Here is a 19,507-nt window from a genome sequence, read left to right on the forward strand (position 1 = left end):
CCTATAATACTTCTGGAGCAAGAGACGCGATTTTAGAAAAACCTCTGTCTTTTACTTCACGAGCGATTGGACCAAAAATACGTGTTCCCCTTGGGGTTTTATCATCTTTTACTATAACAGCGGCATTTTCTGAGAACTTGATGTATGTACCATCCGCTCTTCTTAATCCCCTAACTGTTCTTACTATTACTGCTTTAACAACTTGACCTTTTTTTACAGCTCCTCCAGGAGTTGCTGATTTTACTGTAGCCACAACTATGTCACCGATATTTGTAAATTTTCTAACACTTCCACCTAAGTTTCGTATAACTAATATTTCTTTAGCACCAGAATTGTCTGCGATTTTTAATCTTGACTCTGTTTGTATCATGATTTTATACCTCTCTTGTGCAACTAAATAATTGCTTTTTCTACAATTCTTATTAATCTAAAGTTTTTAGTTCTACTTAAAGGACGTGTTTCCATAATTTCTACTCTGTCACCCATCGCTGCCTGACCACTTTCGTCATGAGCTTTGTATTTTTTAGAGTACTTAACACGTTTTTTATAAATTGGGTGGTTCTTGTAAGTTTCAACTAATACAGTAATTGTTTTGTCCATCTTATCAGACACAACTCTACCAGTATAAACTTTTCTCAAATTTCTTTCCATAATTATTTGGCTCCTCCATCGGCTTTTTTAATAGTTTTCTTTGCAGCGGCTTTTTTGTTTGCTTCGTCAATTTGTTTTTTTGCTTCTTGAGCATTTGAACCAAAAACATAAGTTTTTGCTTCTTTAGGTTTTTTTGATAACTTTAAGTCAATTCCTTCGATTCCTTCACCTTTGATAGATCCTACTTTGATTGACTTAACTTTAACATCAGATAGGGCAGCTTTACCCTTACCTGTTGCTTTAGCTTCTCCAGTTTCTAGTACTGGTGCTTCAACTTCAACCTTAGGTTTAGCAGGTTTTTTTACTTGCGCAGTAGTTTTCCCTTTTGCAACTGGTTTAATCTCTTCAACCTTAGGTTTAGCAGTAGTTGTTTTTTTAGGTTTAGTTTCTTCAACCGACTTAGCAGTAGTTGTTTTTGTTTTTTCAGTAGCTTTTGCTTTAGTTGTTGCTGCTTCTTTAGGTTTAGATTCCTCGTTAGACTTTTCGTCAGAAACCTCAACTATCTCATCTACATTTAAAGCTGCTTCCATAGCGGTTGCGATTGCCTCGTCAGAAACCTCATTTGATTGAACACCATTTTGTTCTGCTTGTAGTTTTTCAATCATTTCTTTTTGTTTTTTACGTACTTCTTTTCCTGCTTTTTCAGCTGCTTCAACGGCTTTGTTGTAATCAATTTTTACAACCTTGTTAGTGTCTTCACCGGCAGCTTTTCTTTCTTGAAGTATTGTATTAATACGCGCAATATTTTTTCTTAGATCCTTGATTTTATGTGTTTGTTCTAAACTACCAATAGCTGCTTGATATCTTAACGCAAATAACTCTGCACGGTTATCTTCACGTAAAGCTATTAATTCATCTACTATTTTAGTTCTTAGTTCTAACACAATGTCAACTGTTTTAGACATTATTCATCACCTCTCTTAACAATTTTGCAACGTACAGGCAGTTTGTGCATTGCTAGACGCAATGCTTCACGAGCCACTTCTTCTGATACTCCAGCTACTTCGAACATAAACTGACCGTTTTTAACAACTGCTACTCATTCTTCAGGAGATCCTTTACCTGAACCCATACGTACCTCTAATGGTTTTTTAGTTTTCGCCATATGAGGGAATATTCTAATTCAAACTTTTCCAAAACGTTTCATATAACGAGTCATAGCAATACGAGCAGATTCAATTTGTCTTGAAGTAATTCAAGCTCCATCTAATGACATTAGACCGTACTCTCCAAACTCAATAAACTTTCCACCTTTTGCTTTACCTTCATAACTCACTCTGTGAGGACGACGGTATTTAACTCTTTTTGGCATTAACATAATTATTTAGCCTCCCTTGGTGACTTATCTAATTTCTTGTCTGCAATAACTTTGCTTTGGTTTTGGTTTTGTTTTCCAATAATTTCTCCATGGTTAATTCAAACTTTAACTCCGATTTGTCCGTATGTAGTTCTTGCTTCATATAAGGCATAATCAATATCACTTCTTAATGTAGATAGAGGAACAGATCCCTCAAGGTAACCTTCGGTACGAGCCATTTCAACTCCACCAAGTCTTCCTGATACTGAAGTTTTGATACCCTTTGCTCCTGCTTTTAAAGCTTTTCTGATTGCTAACTTTTGTACAGTTCTAAATGATGCACGATTTGTAATTTGTTCACCAATGAACTGAGCAACTAATCTAGAGTCTACATCTGGATTTTTAATTTCCACAACATTTACTTTGATAGCTGCGTTTCTTTCCTTAATTGTTTTTTTAACTGTTAATACAATATTCTCAACGTTTTTTCCTTCTTGACCAAGAACGATAGCCGGACGAGCAGAACGAATAATTAAGATGATTTCTTTTTTTGTTCTTTCGATTTCAATTTTCGAAATAGCTGCGTTTTTAAGTAACTTTGCAACTGCTTTTCTAATTTTGATATCCTGGTGTAATCATTTAACATATTCACCTTTTTCAGCATATCATCTATTGTCTCAACTTCTAATAATACCTATACGTAGTACGTTAGGAGATACTTTTTGTCCCATACTCTATTTCCTTTCCTATCTTTCGTCACTCACAATAATTGTAATGTGACTTGTTCTTTTCAAGATTTCATATGCTCTACCATGAGCTCTTGGTCTAAAACGTTTTAATGTTGGTCCTTCATTAACGAAGGCTGTTTTTACAAATAATTGATCAGCTTCCATACCATTATTATTAACGGCATTTGCTACAGCTGAGTTTAATAATTTTAATACTGGTCCTGAAGATCTTTTATCTTGGTTTTGAAGAATTGCTATTGCTTCTGCTATTTTTTTACTTCTAATTGAGTCGATAACTAGTCTAACTTTTCTCGGTGCTGTTCTAATCATTGTTAACTTTGCTTTTGCTTCCATATTTATTCAAAAACTCCTTTAATGATTATTTTTTCTTTTTCTTGTCATCACCGTGTCCACCAAACTTACGCGTTGGTGAGAATTCTCCTAGTTTGTGACCGACCATATCTTCTGTAACATAAACAGAAATAAATTCTTTACCGTTGTATACCCCAAATGTGTGCCCTACAAAACTTGGGAATATTGTTGATCTACGAGACCAAGTTTTAATTAACTCTTTTTTACCATCCATTGCTTCTACTTTTTTAAGTAAGTAGTCATCAGCGAATGGACCTTTTTTTAATGATCTAGACATAATCTATAATTCCTCCTATTTTGCATTTCTTCTTCTAACAATTAGTTTTGAAGAAGCTTTTTTCTTATCTCGTGTTTTAACTCCAAGAGCTTTTTTACCTCATGGAGTTAATGGAGCTTTACGTCCAATAGGTGCACGACCTTCACCACCACCATGTGGGTGATCAATTGGGTTCATTACAGACCCACGAACTGTAGGTCTGATTCCTCTTCAACGGTTTCTTCCTGCTTTTCCTCAATTAACTAAGCTGTATTCTTCATTACCAACTTCACCGATTGTTGCATAACATTCGGCTAAAACTTTTCTTACTTCTCCAGAACCTAATCGTAAAGTAACATACTTTTCATCGTCGTCTTTTCCAAGTATTTGTACTGAACTACCTGCACTACGTGCTATTTGTCCACCTTTACCAGGTCTTAATTCAACATTATGAACAAGCGTTCCTTCTGGAATGTTTTTAAGAGGTGCTGCGTTACCAATTTTTATATCAGCATTAGCAGATGAAATAATTTCTTGACCTACTTTCATTCCTTTTGCAAACAGAATGTATCTTTTTTCTCCATCAACATAGTTGATCAAACAAATAAATGCATTTCTATTTGGGTCGTATTCGATTGAAGCAATCTTACCAGTTATATCTAGTTTATTACGTTTAAAATCAATTATACGATACTTTCTTTTGTGACCCCCACCTTTGTGGCGAGTGGTTATTTGACCGTGATTATTTCTTCCAGCCTTTTCATTAATTTTTCCTAATAATGATTGCTCAGGCTTTGAAGTTGTAAGGATACTATAATCTAAGCTGGTCATATTTCTACGACCGTTAGTCGTAGGCTTGTATTTCTTGATTGGCATAATTATCCTCCTTGTATCGCCTTATCCTATTTCAAAGTTGTATTACTACAAGTCTGATAGAATATCTAACTTCTCTCCATCTTTTAAAACTATGATGGCTTTTTTGTAAGAAACTGTTTTACCAACAAATTTCCCCATTCTTTTATCTTTTCCGTCATAGTTCATGGTTCTTACAGCCTTCACTTTAACTTGAAATATTTCTTCGAATGTTTTTTTAATTTGAGTTTTATTTGCTCTTTTATCCACAACAAATGTGTATGCACCATCTTGTTGACCTAAATAAGTCTTTTCAGTCAACAGCGGTTTTTTAATAACTTCTGTTAAATGCATTATGCATACACCTCCTCAATACGATTAACAGCTTCTTCAGTAACCACTAATTTATTAGCGTTTAATAAGTCGAAGATGTTCATTTTTTGAAAATTTAGTGTTTTTACATCTGGAATATTTCCAGAAGATTTTACAACTAATTCTTCATGTTCTTTTGTTACTATTAATACCTTTTGATTATCAATCTTAACATTTTCCATAACTTTCAACATATCTTTTGTTGAAGGTTTTGAAAAAATGAATTTGTCTAAAATAACTAAGTTTGATTCTTTTGCTTTAATACTTAAAGCACTTCTTATTGCTAATTTTCTAACTTTTTTATTTACTGCTTTTTTATAGTTGATGTTTGGTGTTGGACCAAATGCTACTCCACCACCTCTTCATTGAGGTGCTCTAATAGAACCTTGACGGGCACGTCCTGTACCTTTTTGTCTTCAAGGTTTTCTTCCACCACCTCTTACTTCGGCTCTAGTTTTTGTTTTTCTTGTTCCTTGTCTCATTGCTGCTTGTTGTGAAATCACTGTATCGTATATTGCTTGTTGGTGTGGTTCTAATCCTCAAACTTTGTCGTTCAAGTCTATTTCTTTAACAGATCCACCGTTAACATCTAAAACTTTTGCTTTCATGTTAATTTCCTCCAATTATTCAGCTGCTACTGCTGAATCCTCATTAGTTGGTGAGGTTGCAGATGCATTTGATTCTTTTCTTACTAATAGTGAAGCAGCTTCTTTTGTTTTAATTCCTTTAGCGTTTTGTTTAATTACTAAAAAACCTTTTTTTGGACCTGGAACTGATCCTCTAACTAAAACTAAATTTCTTTCAACATCAACTTTTATAACTTCAAGGTTTTGTATTGTCACTTGTTCATGACCCATATGACCTGCCATTTTTTTTGATTTGAAAATTCTGTTGATAATGGCTCCCATTGAACCAATCCCGCGGTGATAACCTGACCCGTGACCCATTGGTCCTCTTGCATAGTTATGACGCTTAATTGCTCCTGCAAAACCTTTTCCTTTTGATATCCCTGTTACGTCGACAAATTCACCAGCATTGAATACGTCAGCTATATTTATTTCAGCTCCAATTTCGTATCCGTTCATATCTCTGATTTCTTTAACGAAGCGCTTAGGTTCTGAGTTAGCTTTTTTAAAGTTACCCATATCTGGTTTATTGATTAAGTTAGCTCTTTTATTGATTGTTCCAAGTTTAATCGCGTTGTAACCATCTTTTTCCACTGTTTTAACTTGTAAAACCTTGTTTGTTTCAACTGAGATTACAGTTACAGGTATTAATTTACCGTGTTCACTAAAAACCTGAGTCATTTCTAACTTACGTCCTAAGATTCCTTTCATGTGATATTTCCTCCTGAGTTTTTATGATAATCATGTATATCTTGTTAATTTTTATAATTTGATTTCGATATTAACACCTGAAGGTAATTGAACTCTAGTTAATGAGTCCATAGTTTTAGGTGTTGGTTCAACGATTTCAAGTATTCTTTTATGTGTTCTCATTTCAAACTGTTCTCTACTATCTTTATATTTATGAGTAGCTCTCAGTATGGTTATGATTTGTTTTTCTGTTGGTAATGGAATTGGTCCACGTACCTTAGCTCCTGTTGATTCTGCTGCTTCAATAATTTTGGCAATAGATTGATCAACAATCGCGTGGTCGTAACCCTTCAATTTAATTTTAATTTTTTGTTGAGCCATTTTATCCTCCTTAACCTTGACAACGGGTATGTGTGTGTTGTCTATATGAACACAAAATATACATGCTTTTTGATTATGCCATACAACATTTTTGGAGTCAAGTAAAATATCAATAAAGTAAAATATATTTCGCTGTTATGTCAAATTGCTATTAAATAGGCACATAACGAAATGAACCTATGAAAATGCTAAATTCAACTCTCGATATTCTGAAACAGTAGTTCAAGATATGTTAAATCAAGTATATAAAAAGTTATATACTTGATGAGTTTTAAACAAAAAAACTCTCTTCAAGAGAAGAGTAGTTTTAATATATCTTTAAATTACACAAGAATCACATTCGTAGTTCTCACTGTCTTCAAGAACTTCTTGACGAACACGTACATAATATATTGAAGCACAACCTTGTTTGAAAGCTTTAATATAGGCTTTATTCAAATCACGAGTTGTTGCAGTGTCTGTCATAAATAAAGTTAGAGAAATAGCTTGATCAATATGTTGTTGAGCTGCAGCAACAATGTCAATTATTGGGTCTGGTCCTAATTCGTAAGCCCCTAATGCATAGTATTGCATATTTTCGAAGTTTATTTTGTATGCTGGTACATACAAACGTCCTAGTTTTCCTTCTTTTCTCACTTCAATTGGTGCAACAACTGGTTGCAAACTTGGAGTACATGAAGATAAATAACTTATTGATCCAGTTGGAGCAACAGCCATTAAATGTGAATTTGCCATTCCTGATTTTTTTATTTTTTCAACTAAATCGATTCAATCTTGTTTAGTTGGAATTGTTATATTGTACTTGTTAAATAGTTCTTTAACTTTATCGGTTCCGGGTTTTCATTTTGTTTCTTCACAAGTTGTGTACTTCTCAAAATAAGAACCGTCTGCAAACTTAGATTTTTTGAAACCTGCAAAAGTGCCAAAAGTTTCTGCTAATTTGTTAGAAGCCTTAAATGCATGAAATGCCACTGTATAGAAAAACATATTTGTAAAATCAACAGCTTCTGGTGAATTATAGTAAATATGATTTACAGCTAGAAAACCATGTAAGTTCATAGCCCCTAAACCAACAGCATGATTATTTTTATTACCGTTTTCGATAGATGGTGAGCTAGAAAGATCACTATTACGTGATACTTGATCTAAAGCATATATTGATTGGAAAATTACTTCTGAGAATTCTTCTCCACTCTCCATAACCTTATCAATGTTTAAACTTCCTAAATTACAACAAATGTCTTCACCAATTTCTTTAAAACTCAAGTCTGTATTATATTCGCTTTTAGTACTTACTTGAACAATTTCACTACATAAGTTACTCATAACAATTCTACCAGGATGTGCATTACGGTTATTTACTGTGTCATCAAATAATAAGTAAGGGTAACCACTTTCAAAATGCAATTCTGCGATTGTCTGAAATAATTTTCTTGCATTGATGTATGTTTTTGTTATTTCTGGGTTTTCCACCATATTATGATACTCTTCAGTTATAGAAATATCACTCATTGGTTTTTTATAAACCCTTTCAACATCATATGGACTAAATAAAGCCATTTCTTTATTTTCTCTTGCTAACTCAAATGTAATATCTGGAACAACAACACCCAATGATAATGATTTAATACGGATTTTTTCGTCCGCATTTTCACGTTTTGTATCTAAAAACGACATTATATCTGGATGGTGAACATTTAAATAAACAGCTCCCGCTCCCTGTCTTTGCCCTAATTGGTTTGCATAAGAAAAAGAGTCTTCCAATATCTTCATAATAGGGATTACACCAGTTGCTTGGTTTTTAATATTTTTTATAGGAGCACCGAACTCACGAATATTTGTTAAACATAGAGCAACACCACCACCACGCTTAGAAAGTTGAAGTGAGCTTGTGATAGTTCTACAAATAGACTCCATATTATCTTCTGTTCTTAATAAGTAACAAGAAATATATTCTCCTCTTTGTTTTTTACCCGCATTTAAAAATGTAGGAGTTGCAGGTTGGAAACGACCTAGCATCATCTGTTTTAAAATAGATTTTGCTTTTTCAAAACTACCTGCCCCAAAGAATAAACTATTCATAACCACTCTATCTTCATAGTTTTCTAAATAAGTTTTTCCATCGAAACTTTTTAGACCATAAGCATTAAAAAATTTCATGATTCCCATAAAACTAGGGAACTCGTGTTTATAACTATAAGCTTCCTTTAACAAGCTATCTATTTCTTCAATTGTGTACTTATTGGTAATTTCTTCATCATAATATTTATTTTCTATTAGATATTCGAATCTTTCTTTTGTATTGTTAAATTTCATCATATTTGGAATTATATGATTTTTCATATAAGACCTAGCCGCTTCAAGATCCAATTTAAAATTATCATTACCTTTCTCAAATAATTTTGACTTGGCATTTAAAGCTATATAGTCATCTGATTCTGAAGTTCCAGATAACGTGTTGATTTCTTTAGTATTCATTATATTTCTATCCTTCCATTCAAAAATCTCTTAGGATTTTGCCAATTGTTTCTACGTCATATTCCGTACCAAGAAGTTCAAACTGATACAGTAGTGGTACTTTAAGTTTTTTTGATAATATAGGTCCAGCTATAGCAAATGTATCTCCAAAGTTTGTATTCCCTGAAGCAATAACCCCTCTACAGTATTTTCTATTATTTGGGTTATTTAAAAACTTAATTACTTGTTTGGGTACAGCGCCTTTGGTATCATCACCGCCACCGCCATATGTCGGAACAACTAAAACATAATCTTCATTCACTAAGATTTCTTCAGTTAATTCACACGGTATTCGGGTATTTTTATAATCGAATTTGTTTATGAACCTGTGGGTGTTATTTGATATTGATGAAAAATATACTAAATGTATTTCTCCTTTTGGTCTAACAACTTCTTTGTCAGAGACTCTTATAACATCATCATGCACCTTTATTACCCCTTACCTAAAATTCTCAATCTTCGTCTTCTGTTTCCTCAGTAATACCCATGATATATGAAGAACCGTTACCTGAGAAAAAGTCATGGTTTTCATCTGCTCTGGCTGATAATTGAGCAAAAATTTCTGGTTGTATTCTTGTCTCTTCTTCTGTGAATATAGAGTCATAACCTAAATTTTGTAAGAATTTACCAGCGTTATATAAACTAAAGCGTATAGCATCTTCTGCCAAACCAAATCCTTCATATAATTCTTGTAAGTATTTTTTCTCTAGTTCTATAACTTTTTTCAATAAATCAAAAACAAACTCTTTGATTTCTAATTGTTTATTAGCATCTAGTTTTGCAACTTTTTTTTGAAATTTGTAACCACTGTAGTAGTTATGAATAACTTTATCTCTTAATATCAACCTAATTATGTCTGATGTATTTGGTAATTTACCTCTTGAAGAAAGATAAAATGGTAAATAAAATCCCCCGTACAATAAGAAACCAGGCATCATTGCGGCTGCAACTTTTGATTTTAAAGGATCGTCACCCATATAATATGGAATTAATATTTTAGCTCTTTCTTGTAATGCTTCATTTTCAATTACTCATTCATGTGCTTCTTCAATTTGTTCACTAGAACAAAGAGTAGAAAAGATAGTTCCATATGATCTTGCATGAACTGCCACCATAAATGCGAAGTTGGTATATATAACTTGTTCATGATCTGTTAAAGAGTGAGGTAATTGTGCTGTGTCACCAACAGTTGCTTGAATAGTATCTAAAAGTGTTAATCCAGTAAAGGTTCTTGTTATTAGTTGTTGTCATTCTGGGTTAAGTGTTTTTCAAGATACTAAGTCGTTAGAAACTGGTATTTTTTCGGGTAATCAAAAGTTTTGTGTGATTCTAGTTCAAACTTCAAGGTCTTTTTCATCGTTTATTGTATTTCAATTAACAGATCTCATTTTACCCTTGAAACCATTCATTGCATATTCTAATGGAGAAAGTGATCTTTCATAGTAGTTATTTTTATTATTACTTTTTGCCATATATTCCTTTCCTGTAAACGAATACTATTATACTTATCGTTATTAAATGCTAAATTCGCTTACTAATTTGAACAACTAAAGACGATTTTATAAAATTTCCTTAAATGTAAGGTTTATAGAAGTTAAAGTTTGAGTTATGTTTAAATATTGTTTTTAAAAAACAATATACTATCATTATAAAAATAAATGTTAATTTTCCTATTGGTAATAGGAATAAGATTCAAAACCCAAGCACTTCTAATATTTAGTTGTAGATTGATAATACTACATTATTTAATATTCCTCAATTTAAAAAACAGAAAAAATTTGATAAATTTTCTAACCATAAATGCTAAAAACGCAAATTTTTTGCTCACTTTTTGGAAAAAAAATACTGATTTTTTTCCAATCAGTATTTCTATTTACTATTTCATCTAAATGAAAAGTATCCCCCAACGAGTAGAAGACTCGGATAAATTATTGAAGTTACGCAACATATTCATAAGTTAAAATCGAAGCTCACCGCCCCTTGAGCTCTAACCCTCTCAATATTTGTCAACACTTCCTTTGCTGGTTCAGAAGAGAACAAAGTTGATGTTCCTATCATACCAAATCACACCGGGTGTTTTTCAGGTATTAAATAACTAAAGTACACAATCCATTTATTGAGTGCTAATAGTGAAGGTGGTAAAAAATTATCAGAAAATACAATGCAAAATAACGTTAAAACAATTGTTACACTTTGGGAAATGGCAACAGACTTAATTAAACCACTAATGATAGTTCCTAAAGCAATACATATAATTATATTCATCGATACAGAGAATAATATCATCGACCACCCATCATATCCAAGTAGTTGAAAAGTTAGAGCAATACTTGCATTTCCGTCTTTCGAACCAACAAGAGTTGCCCCTAAAATACTTATAATAATAACTCCTGCTATAAATGACAGTAAACCTAATAAAAATGTAAAGGTTCATATAGTTAGTAAAAATTCGAATCTAGATACTCCAGCACTGTGTATTCTTTTTAAAAACACTGAGTTTTTTCACTCAGATATTGTTATGTTTACTAAAAATACAATAGAGTATGTAGGTATCATCATAAACAAGAATAAATTATGAGGTTTGATCGGTTCGTCAGAAGTTCTGTGTGCATACAGGGTGTAACAAACAACAAATATCATGGGTACAAAAAATACATAAACATAGGTTCTAAAGTTTTTTAATACTGATGTTGATAATATCAAAAAGTTATTTAAGAACTTTTTGTTAACTCTTAAAAAGTCAGCTTTAAAATCTTTTTTTTCAACCATTATTTTAGTCCCCCATTATAATAAGTTATTAATAAGTTCCTTACGCTTTTGTAATTCTTCTTAACATCGTCGATGGTTGCTGAATAATAGACAGAACCCTTATCTAAAATGATTAGTTTATCGCATAATTCTTCAACTTCTTCTGGTATATGCGAAATTATAAGCATCGTTTTTTGTTGTTTTTTCAGCTCTTTAAAATATGCAACTAATTTAAGTTGCATTTTTAAGTCTAATCCTGTGATCATTTCATCCAAACATATATAATCTGGATTATTTAAGACTGCTAATAAAGTATTTAATCTTTGTTTTTGTCCACCTGATAGTTCATTCAAGTCCTTATTTATGAAATCTTCTATTTCAAAAATTTTAATAATCTTTTGAACTTCTTCTCTCTTGAACGCACTTCAGTCCGATTTAAAATATTTTATAAGTGTTTTACAGTTTAAACCTTTGGGTCAAATACCTTCTTGAAACTGTATACCAACTTTCTTGTAACCATCTTTTTTGCCGTCTATTTCAACAGTTCCAGATGTGGGTTTTAGTTGACCTACTACGATCTCCATCAGAGTAGTCTTACCAGAACCGTTTGAACCAAGAAGTCCAACTACTTCTCCTTTATTGATTGTTATACTTATGTCGTTTAGTACGCTTGTTTTACCAAACTTTTTTGATACATTTTTGATTTCAATCATGATAGTTCCTTTACTATAAACTAATTTTTTTTCAAGTTTCTTTATCTTTTAACACAGCATTATTAGTAACTTTTATAAATAATTCTTTAGTGCTGTTTGAAATGTTTTTTATGTAATAATTATCTTTATTACTTTCTCCGACTCTAATCAATTCATTCTTTTCATTTTTTATGTACACTTCGTAAAATGAATACAAGTCATCAGGATTAAATAAATTTTCGAAGTTTAGTCTTATATTATACAAATCATTATTTCTCTCAACAATATATTCAGAGCTTAATTTAGTATTTGCTGGACTTTCTTTTTTTATTTCACTTTGCTGTACAGACAATTCTCCTACACTTACTTTGAAATCTTTTTTCTTCGCTGTAAAAGAAAGCCCGATTTTGCTTATTTTACCAGTTACTTTTCTAGTAATTTGACGTCAACCGTCTCCTAAATCTTTATCAGATTTATTTTCTTTAACTAATTCATTACCGCTAGTTGATGTAACTGCTATATCAAAACTCTCTGCTGAATCTTTATCTGCTTTATAAACAAGTGAGATTTCTTTTTCACCAGTTGTATAATTTGCACCCATAATATTTCAAGTGTATGATTGACCTTCTTCAAAAGTAGCGTTAGATATTTCCCCTTTATCGTCGTAACCAGAACCAAGAGTGATCGAATTCCCTTTCATATAAGGGTTATAGTAATCATAATACCCACTAATATTTCCAACATTATCTTCTTTTGAAGGACTAAAGCCTGATTGTGAGTTTTTAGTAATCATCCATTTATATGTTGGTTGTACATCCGCTAAATTTGTGTTACTTCAAGGATAATTTTCAATTGTTTTTCTAGAACCATTGTGTTGTGAAACAAACTTGCGTCCTTGTCCTGTTGAAAAGTTAGTAAAGAAATAAGGATTTTCGTCATTTAGAACTGTCTTCTCTTGAACTATATTCCCTACACCATAACTTTTATCTTTTAAACTCTCATCGTCCATTGGATTTCAGGAAACTGAACCTTTGTCATTTTCTGATAACTTTTTATTTTTTCCTGTGTAAAGCATATCATCATATGAATTTGCTGCAACAAGACCGTAAGTATCATTATCAATCTTGCTTATATTTTTGTGAGAATCCATTTCTCTGCTGGCTAGGTCGTACGGAACGTGAGAAGCGAACATAGAGATTGAATTTCATGCCTTTTCAGTATCTCATTCTGGATTCTGTGAATCCTCATTGTTTTTTTGCATATAAGCTAATTCTCTAACATCTCTAGTACCGATTCTTTTTTGATTATAAAAGATGTCACCGTATACTCAACCACCCGGATTATACATATTGAATATATTGAAACGTTCATCCGAAGAAGCAAGCCCTTTATCCTCTAGGTACTTTTTAGAGTTTCTTGGGTATACATAAAAGTCAGTTAAAAAGTAGTCACTATTTTCACGTAATTCACATGCTTCGATATCAAAACATGCCTTTTTTTCATTCATTTCTAATGTACCGTTGTTTTTATATGTAAACATTAATAAGTTTTTAACGTTCTCATCTGTGCTCTTTTTAACTTTTTCTCTATATTGTTTAAGTATCTCAATAACTATTCTGTAATCTAAGACCAAATTATTAGTTGCCCCGTTTGGTTCATTGTTTCAAAACCAACCATCAAATCCATAGCTAGCTGCCATTTCAATTAGTTTATCCACAATTATATAATTACCGTTGCTATCTTTTTCTAAAAAGTCTTTTAGCATCGATTTTGTAAGGCCGTGATAACCATCTAAAAATATGTTACCTAATATTTTAGTTCCGTTTAAATGTGCTTTTTCCACTTGATTAGCTGCTGGAGGGATAATAATTCCTTCAGATGCAGCCCCTGCTCAAGATACTAAAATATCATTATATTGATAGTTATTAAATCCTCTTTCATAAGTTCTTTTTTTACCAATAATTGTGTTTTCATTTGAAGTGGATTCAATTACAGTTGCCATATTCATTTCTTTGATCTTTTCATCTTGAGTATTTACTCATTTACCAGCAACTTTTGTAGTCTTTTGTAATTTTATTCTAGACTTATTGTATTTTGCATCATTATCATTCGTTGGAGACCAATCTTTGATACTATTTATGCTTGTAAATACATCTTTTCTAGAAACTAACCCTAAATCTGATTTGAAATTTCCGTTAGGCAAAAACTTAGAGTTCAATGGAACACCTGTTGTTGCTTGTTTTTCTACTTCACTTTTTATCTTGTGAGCAGTTGAGAAGTTACTTAAATCTAAGTAACTATTTTTGTTTTTAATGTCTAGTTTACCAAGATCTTCGACACTACTACTTGGTAAATCATACTTGTAAGAATCATATCCTTCAAAGTAAGGTTCTTCCTTACTCCATGAATAATCTTCAATTTTTGATAAGTCTGTCCCCATCAAGTTCGCCTTAGCGGCTTTTGAAGAGCAAGAAATTGCTCCCAATGAAGATGAAGTCAGTAATACTGCAGAAAGCAGTCCACTTAATAATTTTTTCATCATTTTATTCCCCTTAATACTTATTATAAATAAAAAAGTGTTTTTACAACACTTTTTTGAGTAAATAATTATTTAATTTTAAAATGATTTTAGTTATTAAAAACTATTATTTTACCTTGAGCAAAGGTTTTATTTCCTCCACCCTTTACATTAAACTCTTTTTTATTTTTTAATATTTCAATTGCACTATATTCATTTGTGATTGAGTTATCACAACTTGATATAAAAAGATTGTCTTTTTTATTGATAATTTCTAAAACAAGTCTTTCGTGCTTATTTTGTAAATAATCCGAAAGAGTTTTCATTTCTTTCATATCTAATTCGCTTACCTCAAGAGATAAAAAATTGATGTTATTTTTGTTTTCGGGTTTAAATTCTTTATAAGAACTTATTTTCTTGTCAATAATTAATTCTTCCACTTTAATTTGATATAACTTGAAGGCATTTTTTAGTTTATTAACTTTGTCTTTTAATAATTGTAAATTTTCTCTTTTTTCTTTTAGAGCAAGTATTGTTTGAATATCTCCTAAAATATTATCATCAGCTAAAACTAATCTATAACTTTCAAACTTTTGAACTAAAGGGCGAATTTCTTCTTTCTGTTTACGGAATTCTTCTTGTATGAATTCGTTTACCTTTTTGTGACTAGTTAGTGCATTGTAACGATACACACCACTTCCCTTAGATTCTACATCTCTAATTAATAAGTCTTCGACATCTTTTGAATTTTCTACGTGTGTTCCTCCACAAAGTTCGCAAGAATAGTTTCCAAACTTAATAACTCTTACTTCACTATCATATTTTTCTGTAAACAAGGCTAGTGCCTTGTGTTTTTCTATCGCTTCTTCTAAAGAGCAATAAATTATTTCCCTAGGTATTTGATTATTAATTTCTCTAGTAACTGACTCATGAATTTTTGTTAATTCTTCTTGTGTAGGTAGTCTGTTAAATGATATATCAATTCTCAATCCATTTTCATCATTATAGCTTCCGCATTGTAACGCTTCTTCTCCAAGCACTTCTCTTATACCAGCTTGTAAAAGATGAGTTCCTGAGTGATTTTTCATTGTATAGTATCGTTTTTCTTTATCAATTACGGCTTTTATTTTATCATTAAGTGATAATGATCCGTTGACGTCAACCTTATGGATGTGTTGCTTATTAGGACCCAATTGAACATCTATTACGATATGTTTATTTCCTCGTTCATCAATAATGTAACCTCTATCAGAAGATTGTCCTCCTTTTTCTGCGTAAAAAGGAGTCTTGCTTAAAGTTAAAAAAACAATTTGATTTTCAACTTTATTCAAGGGTTCATCATTTTCAAACATGAAGTTAATTCTTGTATCAACTTCATCAACTTCATAACCTACAAATTCACTATTTATTTCTAAACTAGTAAGAATTGCTGATTGTTTATTTCAAGCTTTGTCTTCTTTTCTTGAATGTCTAGCAAGTGATTTTGCCTCTTCAAGCAATTCATTAAACTCTTCAATATCAATTACAACTCCCATTTCGTTTGCAATTTCTTTTGTTAGTTCAATAGGAAATCCGAATGATTCAAAAAGTAGCAAAGCTTTTTTTCCTGATACTCGTTTTTCATTTAAGATTATTTCTTCTAAACTTTCATATCCCTTAGCTAACGTTCTTACGAATCTATTTTCTTCGTTTTTTATAACATCTATAATAAGTTCTTTTTTTTCCACAAGGTATGGATAAAAATCTTTCATTATATCAATAACGGTTTCTACCAACTTGTATAGAAAAGTTTTTTTTATACCAATTTTTTGTCCGTATACAGCACTTCTACGTATTAACCTTCTTATTATGTAACCACGGTCTTTATTACCTGGAAATACACCATCACCGATTGCGAATACAGAAGCTCGTATATGATCAGCAATGACCTTAAATGAAGTATTTATTTTTGTTTGTCTTTTATCTTCTTTAAAGTAATTTTCTATTGAGTACTTATAGGTATTTTCAGATATTTCTTCTATTTTTTTTATTATAGGAAAGAATAAGTCAGTTTCGAAGTTAGTTGGAGTATCTTGAAATATTGATGCCATTCTTTCTAAACCTGCACCGGTATCTATATTTTTTCTTGGAAGCTCTGTATAATTATTATTTCCATCATTGTTATATTGTGAAAATACAATGTTTCAGATTTCTATATAGCGGTCATTCTCTAAATCATCTTTTAAAAGTTTAGTACCTAAGTTTTGAGGATCTCAAATAGGCCCTCGATCAAAGAAAATTTCTGTATTTGGTCCGCAAGGACCTTGTCCTACGTCTCAAAAGTTTGTGTCTCTTGTTCCTTTAAAAATGTGATCTTTTTTTATACCAACTTCGTTTATTCAAATATCATAGGCTTCGTTGTCTTCTTCGAATACTGTGATATATAGTAAATCAGGCTCTATTGCGAAGCCTTTTTTTGATGTAAGGAGTTCTCACGCCATGAGTATTGCATCTTTTTTAAAATAATCTCCAATAGAAAAATTTCCTAGCATTTCAAACATTGTTTGATGTCTAGCTGTTACTCCCACATTTTCAATATCATTAGTACGTATTGACTTCTGTGAATTTGTAAGTCTTGGAGATGGTGGATTCATTCTACCATCAAAATATGGTTTTAATGTTGCTACTCCTGAATTAATTCATAATAAACTAGGATCATCAACCGGCACTAGACTAACTGGCTCAAGAAAATGATGTCCCTTGCTTTTGAAAAAAATAATTCATATATTTCTTATTTCATTTGCTTTTAAACTTCTCATAGTTTTTCTCCTTATATTAACAAAGTAATTTTAGCATAGAGGTGTTATATTTCCTGTATATAATTTGCCCAACCAAAAAAAAAAAAAAAAAGCGATACGCTTTTTAAAAGTTTATAGGTTTTCCGAACTCCAAAGCTTCTGCTGCCTCTCCGATCGCCTCGCTCAAAGTTGGGTGAGGATGTATTGCTCTTGAGAGTTCAGTTATGGTTCCTTCACATTCCATTAATGTTGTGATTTCAGAAATCATATCCGTTGCAGTGTTACAAATTATATGTGCACCAAGAACTTGCTTGTGTTCTGGTTCGCAAATAATCTTCACAAAACCATCGGTATTACCATCAGCAAGTGCTTTACCTATTGCTGCGAATGGAAATTTATAAGCTTGGTACTTGATGTTTTTAGACTTAACTTGTTCCTCAGTAAATCCAACTGAAGCAACTTCTGGGTGGGTATATATACAACTAGGTACTCTATCAAAGTTCATGATAATATCTTCAGCTTTATCGTTTCCAAGTTTACGAGCAATTCTATTAGCTGCAACTAGCCCTTCATGTGAAGCTACGTGTGCTAACATAATTTTTCCAGTAACATCACCAATCGCATATACACCATCAATATTTGTCTCACAATACTCATTGATATTTATATGCCCTTTATCGTTTTTCTCTAAACCTAAATTATCAAATCCACTAGTTACTACTTTTCTACCAACTGATTGCAAACAATAATCAGCTTTAATTGTGTGTAATTTTCCATCTTTTTCATAAACAACTGAACCATCTTTAAACTCCTTGGTATTTGCGCCAGTAATTATTTCTAAATTTCCACGCTCCAAAAGAATTTTTGTCATTTCTTTTGAAACATCATCATCAAGCATTTCAAGAATCTTAGGTAAAAATTGTAAAATTGTGACTTTTGATCCTAATCTTTTATAAACGCATGCAAATTCAATACCGATAACACCTCCACCGATCACGATAAGCTCTTTAGGAATTTCGGATAATGCAAGTGCTCCAGTTGAATCTATCAATCAGTTTTTTTCAGCAGCTTCTTTTGCTCCTGGAATATTTAACGTATTAGGAACACTACCTGTTGCAATAATTAAATTGTCGGTTGTGTAAACTACTTCCCCTACTTTGATGTTATTTTTGTCTATTGCTATTGCTTCTCCCTCAACTGTATCTACCTTATTTTTACGTAATAAGCCTTTAACACCAGTTGTAAGTTTATCAACTATTCCATTTTTACGATCTTGAATTGCTTTTCAATCAGCTTTAACGCCTTTTAAATCAACTTTTATACCATAGTTAGAAGCATGTCTTGTGATTTGTTCGTAAAGATCGGCGGATTTTAATAAACTTTTTGTAGGAATACAACCTATATTCAAACAAACACCACCATATTTATTTTTCTCAATTGCAAGAGTTTTTAATCCAAGTTGAGAACACTTAATAGCACAAACATATCCACCAACACCAGCACCTACTATGATCACATCATAATGCTTTGTGGGATCTTTTGGTGAAAATTTGGGAGCATTAGGTGGAGTTTCATTGTTTCCATGAACTACACCTAACGGACTAAATTCTTTCAATACTCTCATCACTTTTTGAGGGACATTATCTGGTCGTGGTGGGACTCTTCTAGCTGTTGCATTTCTAGGAGGAATTAACTCGTTTGAAACTGGAGTCGCTCCAACTACAGAGGCATTTTCTTCTACTGGTTCTGCATTTGAGGCGTCAGCTTTTGGTGCAGCTGCCTCAGGAGAATCCTTACCATCATCTATTTCTACTACAATGTCACCAACTTTTATTTCTTGATTTGGTTCAATAAGTATTTTAGAGATTATTCCATCAACTGGTGCAAAAATATCTGATGTAACTTTATCAGTTTCTACATTGAACAATGGATCACCCATTTTAACACTATCACCAACTTTTACTATTACTTCGGTAACAAGCCCTTCGGTTAGACCTTCACCAATGTCTGCAAATTTAACTTTAAACATA

At 31.9% G+C, this 19,507-nt stretch carries 19 protein-coding genes and 1 pseudogene; all 20 read right to left on the bottom strand.

Annotation, left to right across the window (positions count from 1 at the left end; genetic code table 4):
* Nucleotide 1: 1 nt before the first annotated feature.
* The 20 genes and pseudogenes from rplN to lpdA all read right to left on the bottom strand — a co-directional run bounded on the left by rplN (nt 2) and on the right by lpdA (nt 19,506).
* Nucleotides 2–370, bottom strand: coding sequence for a 50S ribosomal protein L14 (rplN, locus tag AAHM92_RS04890; RefSeq protein ID WP_023790169.1), 369 nt, complete (start codon nt 368–370; stop codon nt 2–4).
* Nucleotides 371–393: 23 nt separating this feature from the next.
* Nucleotides 394–654, bottom strand: coding sequence for a 30S ribosomal protein S17 (rpsQ, locus tag AAHM92_RS04895; protein WP_084203634.1), 261 nt, complete (start codon nt 652–654; stop codon nt 394–396).
* Nucleotides 655–1,169: 515 nt separating this feature from the next.
* Nucleotides 1,170–1,556: pseudogene (gene rpmC / locus AAHM92_RS04900) on the bottom strand (50S ribosomal protein L29); the annotation flags it as partial.
* Nucleotides 1,556–1,969 (bottom strand): 50S ribosomal protein L16, encoded by a 414-nt coding sequence (gene rplP, locus AAHM92_RS04905; protein WP_023790175.1) that lies wholly within the window; start codon nt 1,967–1,969, stop codon nt 1,556–1,558. The gene rplP and the pseudogene rpmC, both read right to left, overlap by 1 nt.
* 2 nt (nt 1,970–1,971) lie before the next feature.
* Entirely contained in the window at nt 1,972–2,679 is a 708-nt protein-coding gene (rpsC, locus tag AAHM92_RS04910) for a 30S ribosomal protein S3 (RefSeq protein ID WP_500222353.1), read from the bottom strand.
* A 15-nt stretch (nt 2,680–2,694) separates the two neighbouring features.
* On the bottom strand, nt 2,695–3,030 hold the full coding sequence (gene rplV, locus AAHM92_RS04915; protein ID WP_023790179.1) for a 50S ribosomal protein L22: 336 nt from the start codon (nt 3,028–3,030) through the stop codon (nt 2,695–2,697).
* 25 nt (nt 3,031–3,055) lie between these two features.
* Nucleotides 3,056–3,325 carry a 30S ribosomal protein S19 gene (rpsS, locus tag AAHM92_RS04920; protein WP_023790181.1) on the bottom strand — a complete coding sequence of 90 codons (270 nt, stop codon included), beginning with the start codon at nt 3,323–3,325 and terminating at the stop codon, nt 3,056–3,058.
* Nucleotides 3,326–3,340: 15 nt separating this feature from the next.
* Complete coding sequence (gene rplB, locus AAHM92_RS04925) at nt 3,341–4,180, bottom strand: 50S ribosomal protein L2 (protein WP_023790183.1); 840 nt, start codon at nt 4,178–4,180, stop codon at nt 3,341–3,343.
* 45 nt (nt 4,181–4,225) lie between these two features.
* Nucleotides 4,226–4,510 carry a 50S ribosomal protein L23 gene (gene rplW / locus AAHM92_RS04930; protein ID WP_023790185.1) on the bottom strand — a complete coding sequence of 95 codons (285 nt, stop codon included), beginning with the start codon at nt 4,508–4,510 and terminating at the stop codon, nt 4,226–4,228.
* Nucleotides 4,510–5,136, bottom strand: a complete 627-nt coding sequence (gene rplD, locus AAHM92_RS04935) for a 50S ribosomal protein L4 (protein WP_500222355.1) — start codon at nt 5,134–5,136, stop codon at nt 4,510–4,512. Before rplD ends, rplW begins: the two co-directional genes overlap by 1 nt.
* Nucleotides 5,137–5,151: 15 nt before the next feature.
* Nucleotides 5,152–5,865 carry a 50S ribosomal protein L3 gene (gene rplC, locus AAHM92_RS04940; protein ID WP_023790189.1) on the bottom strand — a complete coding sequence of 238 codons (714 nt, stop codon included), beginning with the start codon at nt 5,863–5,865 and terminating at the stop codon, nt 5,152–5,154.
* A gap of 51 nt (nt 5,866–5,916) precedes the next feature.
* Nucleotides 5,917–6,225 (bottom strand): 30S ribosomal protein S10, encoded by a 309-nt coding sequence (gene rpsJ / locus AAHM92_RS04945; RefSeq protein ID WP_023790191.1) that lies wholly within the window; start codon nt 6,223–6,225, stop codon nt 5,917–5,919.
* A 318-nt stretch (nt 6,226–6,543) separates the two neighbouring features.
* Complete coding sequence (nrdE, locus tag AAHM92_RS04950; protein ID WP_500222356.1) at nt 6,544–8,703, bottom strand: class 1b ribonucleoside-diphosphate reductase subunit alpha; 2,160 nt, start codon at nt 8,701–8,703, stop codon at nt 6,544–6,546.
* Between the two features lie 7 nt (nt 8,704–8,710).
* On the bottom strand, nt 8,711–9,169 hold the full coding sequence (gene nrdI / locus AAHM92_RS04955; RefSeq protein WP_023790195.1) for a class Ib ribonucleoside-diphosphate reductase assembly flavoprotein NrdI: 459 nt from the start codon (nt 9,167–9,169) through the stop codon (nt 8,711–8,713).
* 16 nt (nt 9,170–9,185) lie between these two features.
* Nucleotides 9,186–10,214 (bottom strand): class 1b ribonucleoside-diphosphate reductase subunit beta, encoded by a 1,029-nt coding sequence (gene nrdF / locus AAHM92_RS04960; RefSeq protein WP_500222358.1) that lies wholly within the window; start codon nt 10,212–10,214, stop codon nt 9,186–9,188.
* 397 nt (nt 10,215–10,611) lie between these two features.
* Nucleotides 10,612–11,511, bottom strand: a complete 900-nt coding sequence (locus AAHM92_RS04965) for a hypothetical protein (protein WP_500222359.1) — start codon at nt 11,509–11,511, stop codon at nt 10,612–10,614.
* A complete protein-coding gene (locus AAHM92_RS04970; RefSeq protein WP_500222360.1) occupies nt 11,511–12,203 on the bottom strand; it encodes an ABC transporter ATP-binding protein in 693 nt (230 codons plus the stop codon). The genes AAHM92_RS04965 and AAHM92_RS04970 overlap by 1 nt, the downstream gene beginning before the upstream one ends.
* A 13-nt stretch (nt 12,204–12,216) precedes the next feature.
* Nucleotides 12,217–14,721, bottom strand: coding sequence for an endo-beta-N-acetylglucosaminidase (locus AAHM92_RS04975; RefSeq protein ID WP_500222362.1), 2,505 nt, complete (start codon nt 14,719–14,721; stop codon nt 12,217–12,219).
* An 89-nt stretch (nt 14,722–14,810) separates the two neighbouring features.
* Nucleotides 14,811–17,498: an alanine--tRNA ligase gene (alaS, locus tag AAHM92_RS04980; protein ID WP_500222363.1), complete on the bottom strand. Its 2,688-nt coding sequence runs from the start codon at nt 17,496–17,498 to the stop codon at nt 14,811–14,813.
* Between the two features lie 103 nt (nt 17,499–17,601).
* Nucleotides 17,602–19,506, bottom strand: coding sequence for a dihydrolipoyl dehydrogenase (gene lpdA / locus AAHM92_RS04985; protein ID WP_500222364.1), 1,905 nt, complete (start codon nt 19,504–19,506; stop codon nt 17,602–17,604).
* Nucleotide 19,507: the final 1 nt, after the last annotated feature.

Origin of the sequence: Spiroplasma endosymbiont of Melanargia galathea, assembly GCF_964031075.1 — a bacterium.
Taxonomy (GTDB): Bacteria; Bacillota_I; Bacilli_A; order Mycoplasmatales; family Mycoplasmataceae; genus Spiroplasma_A; species Spiroplasma_A apis.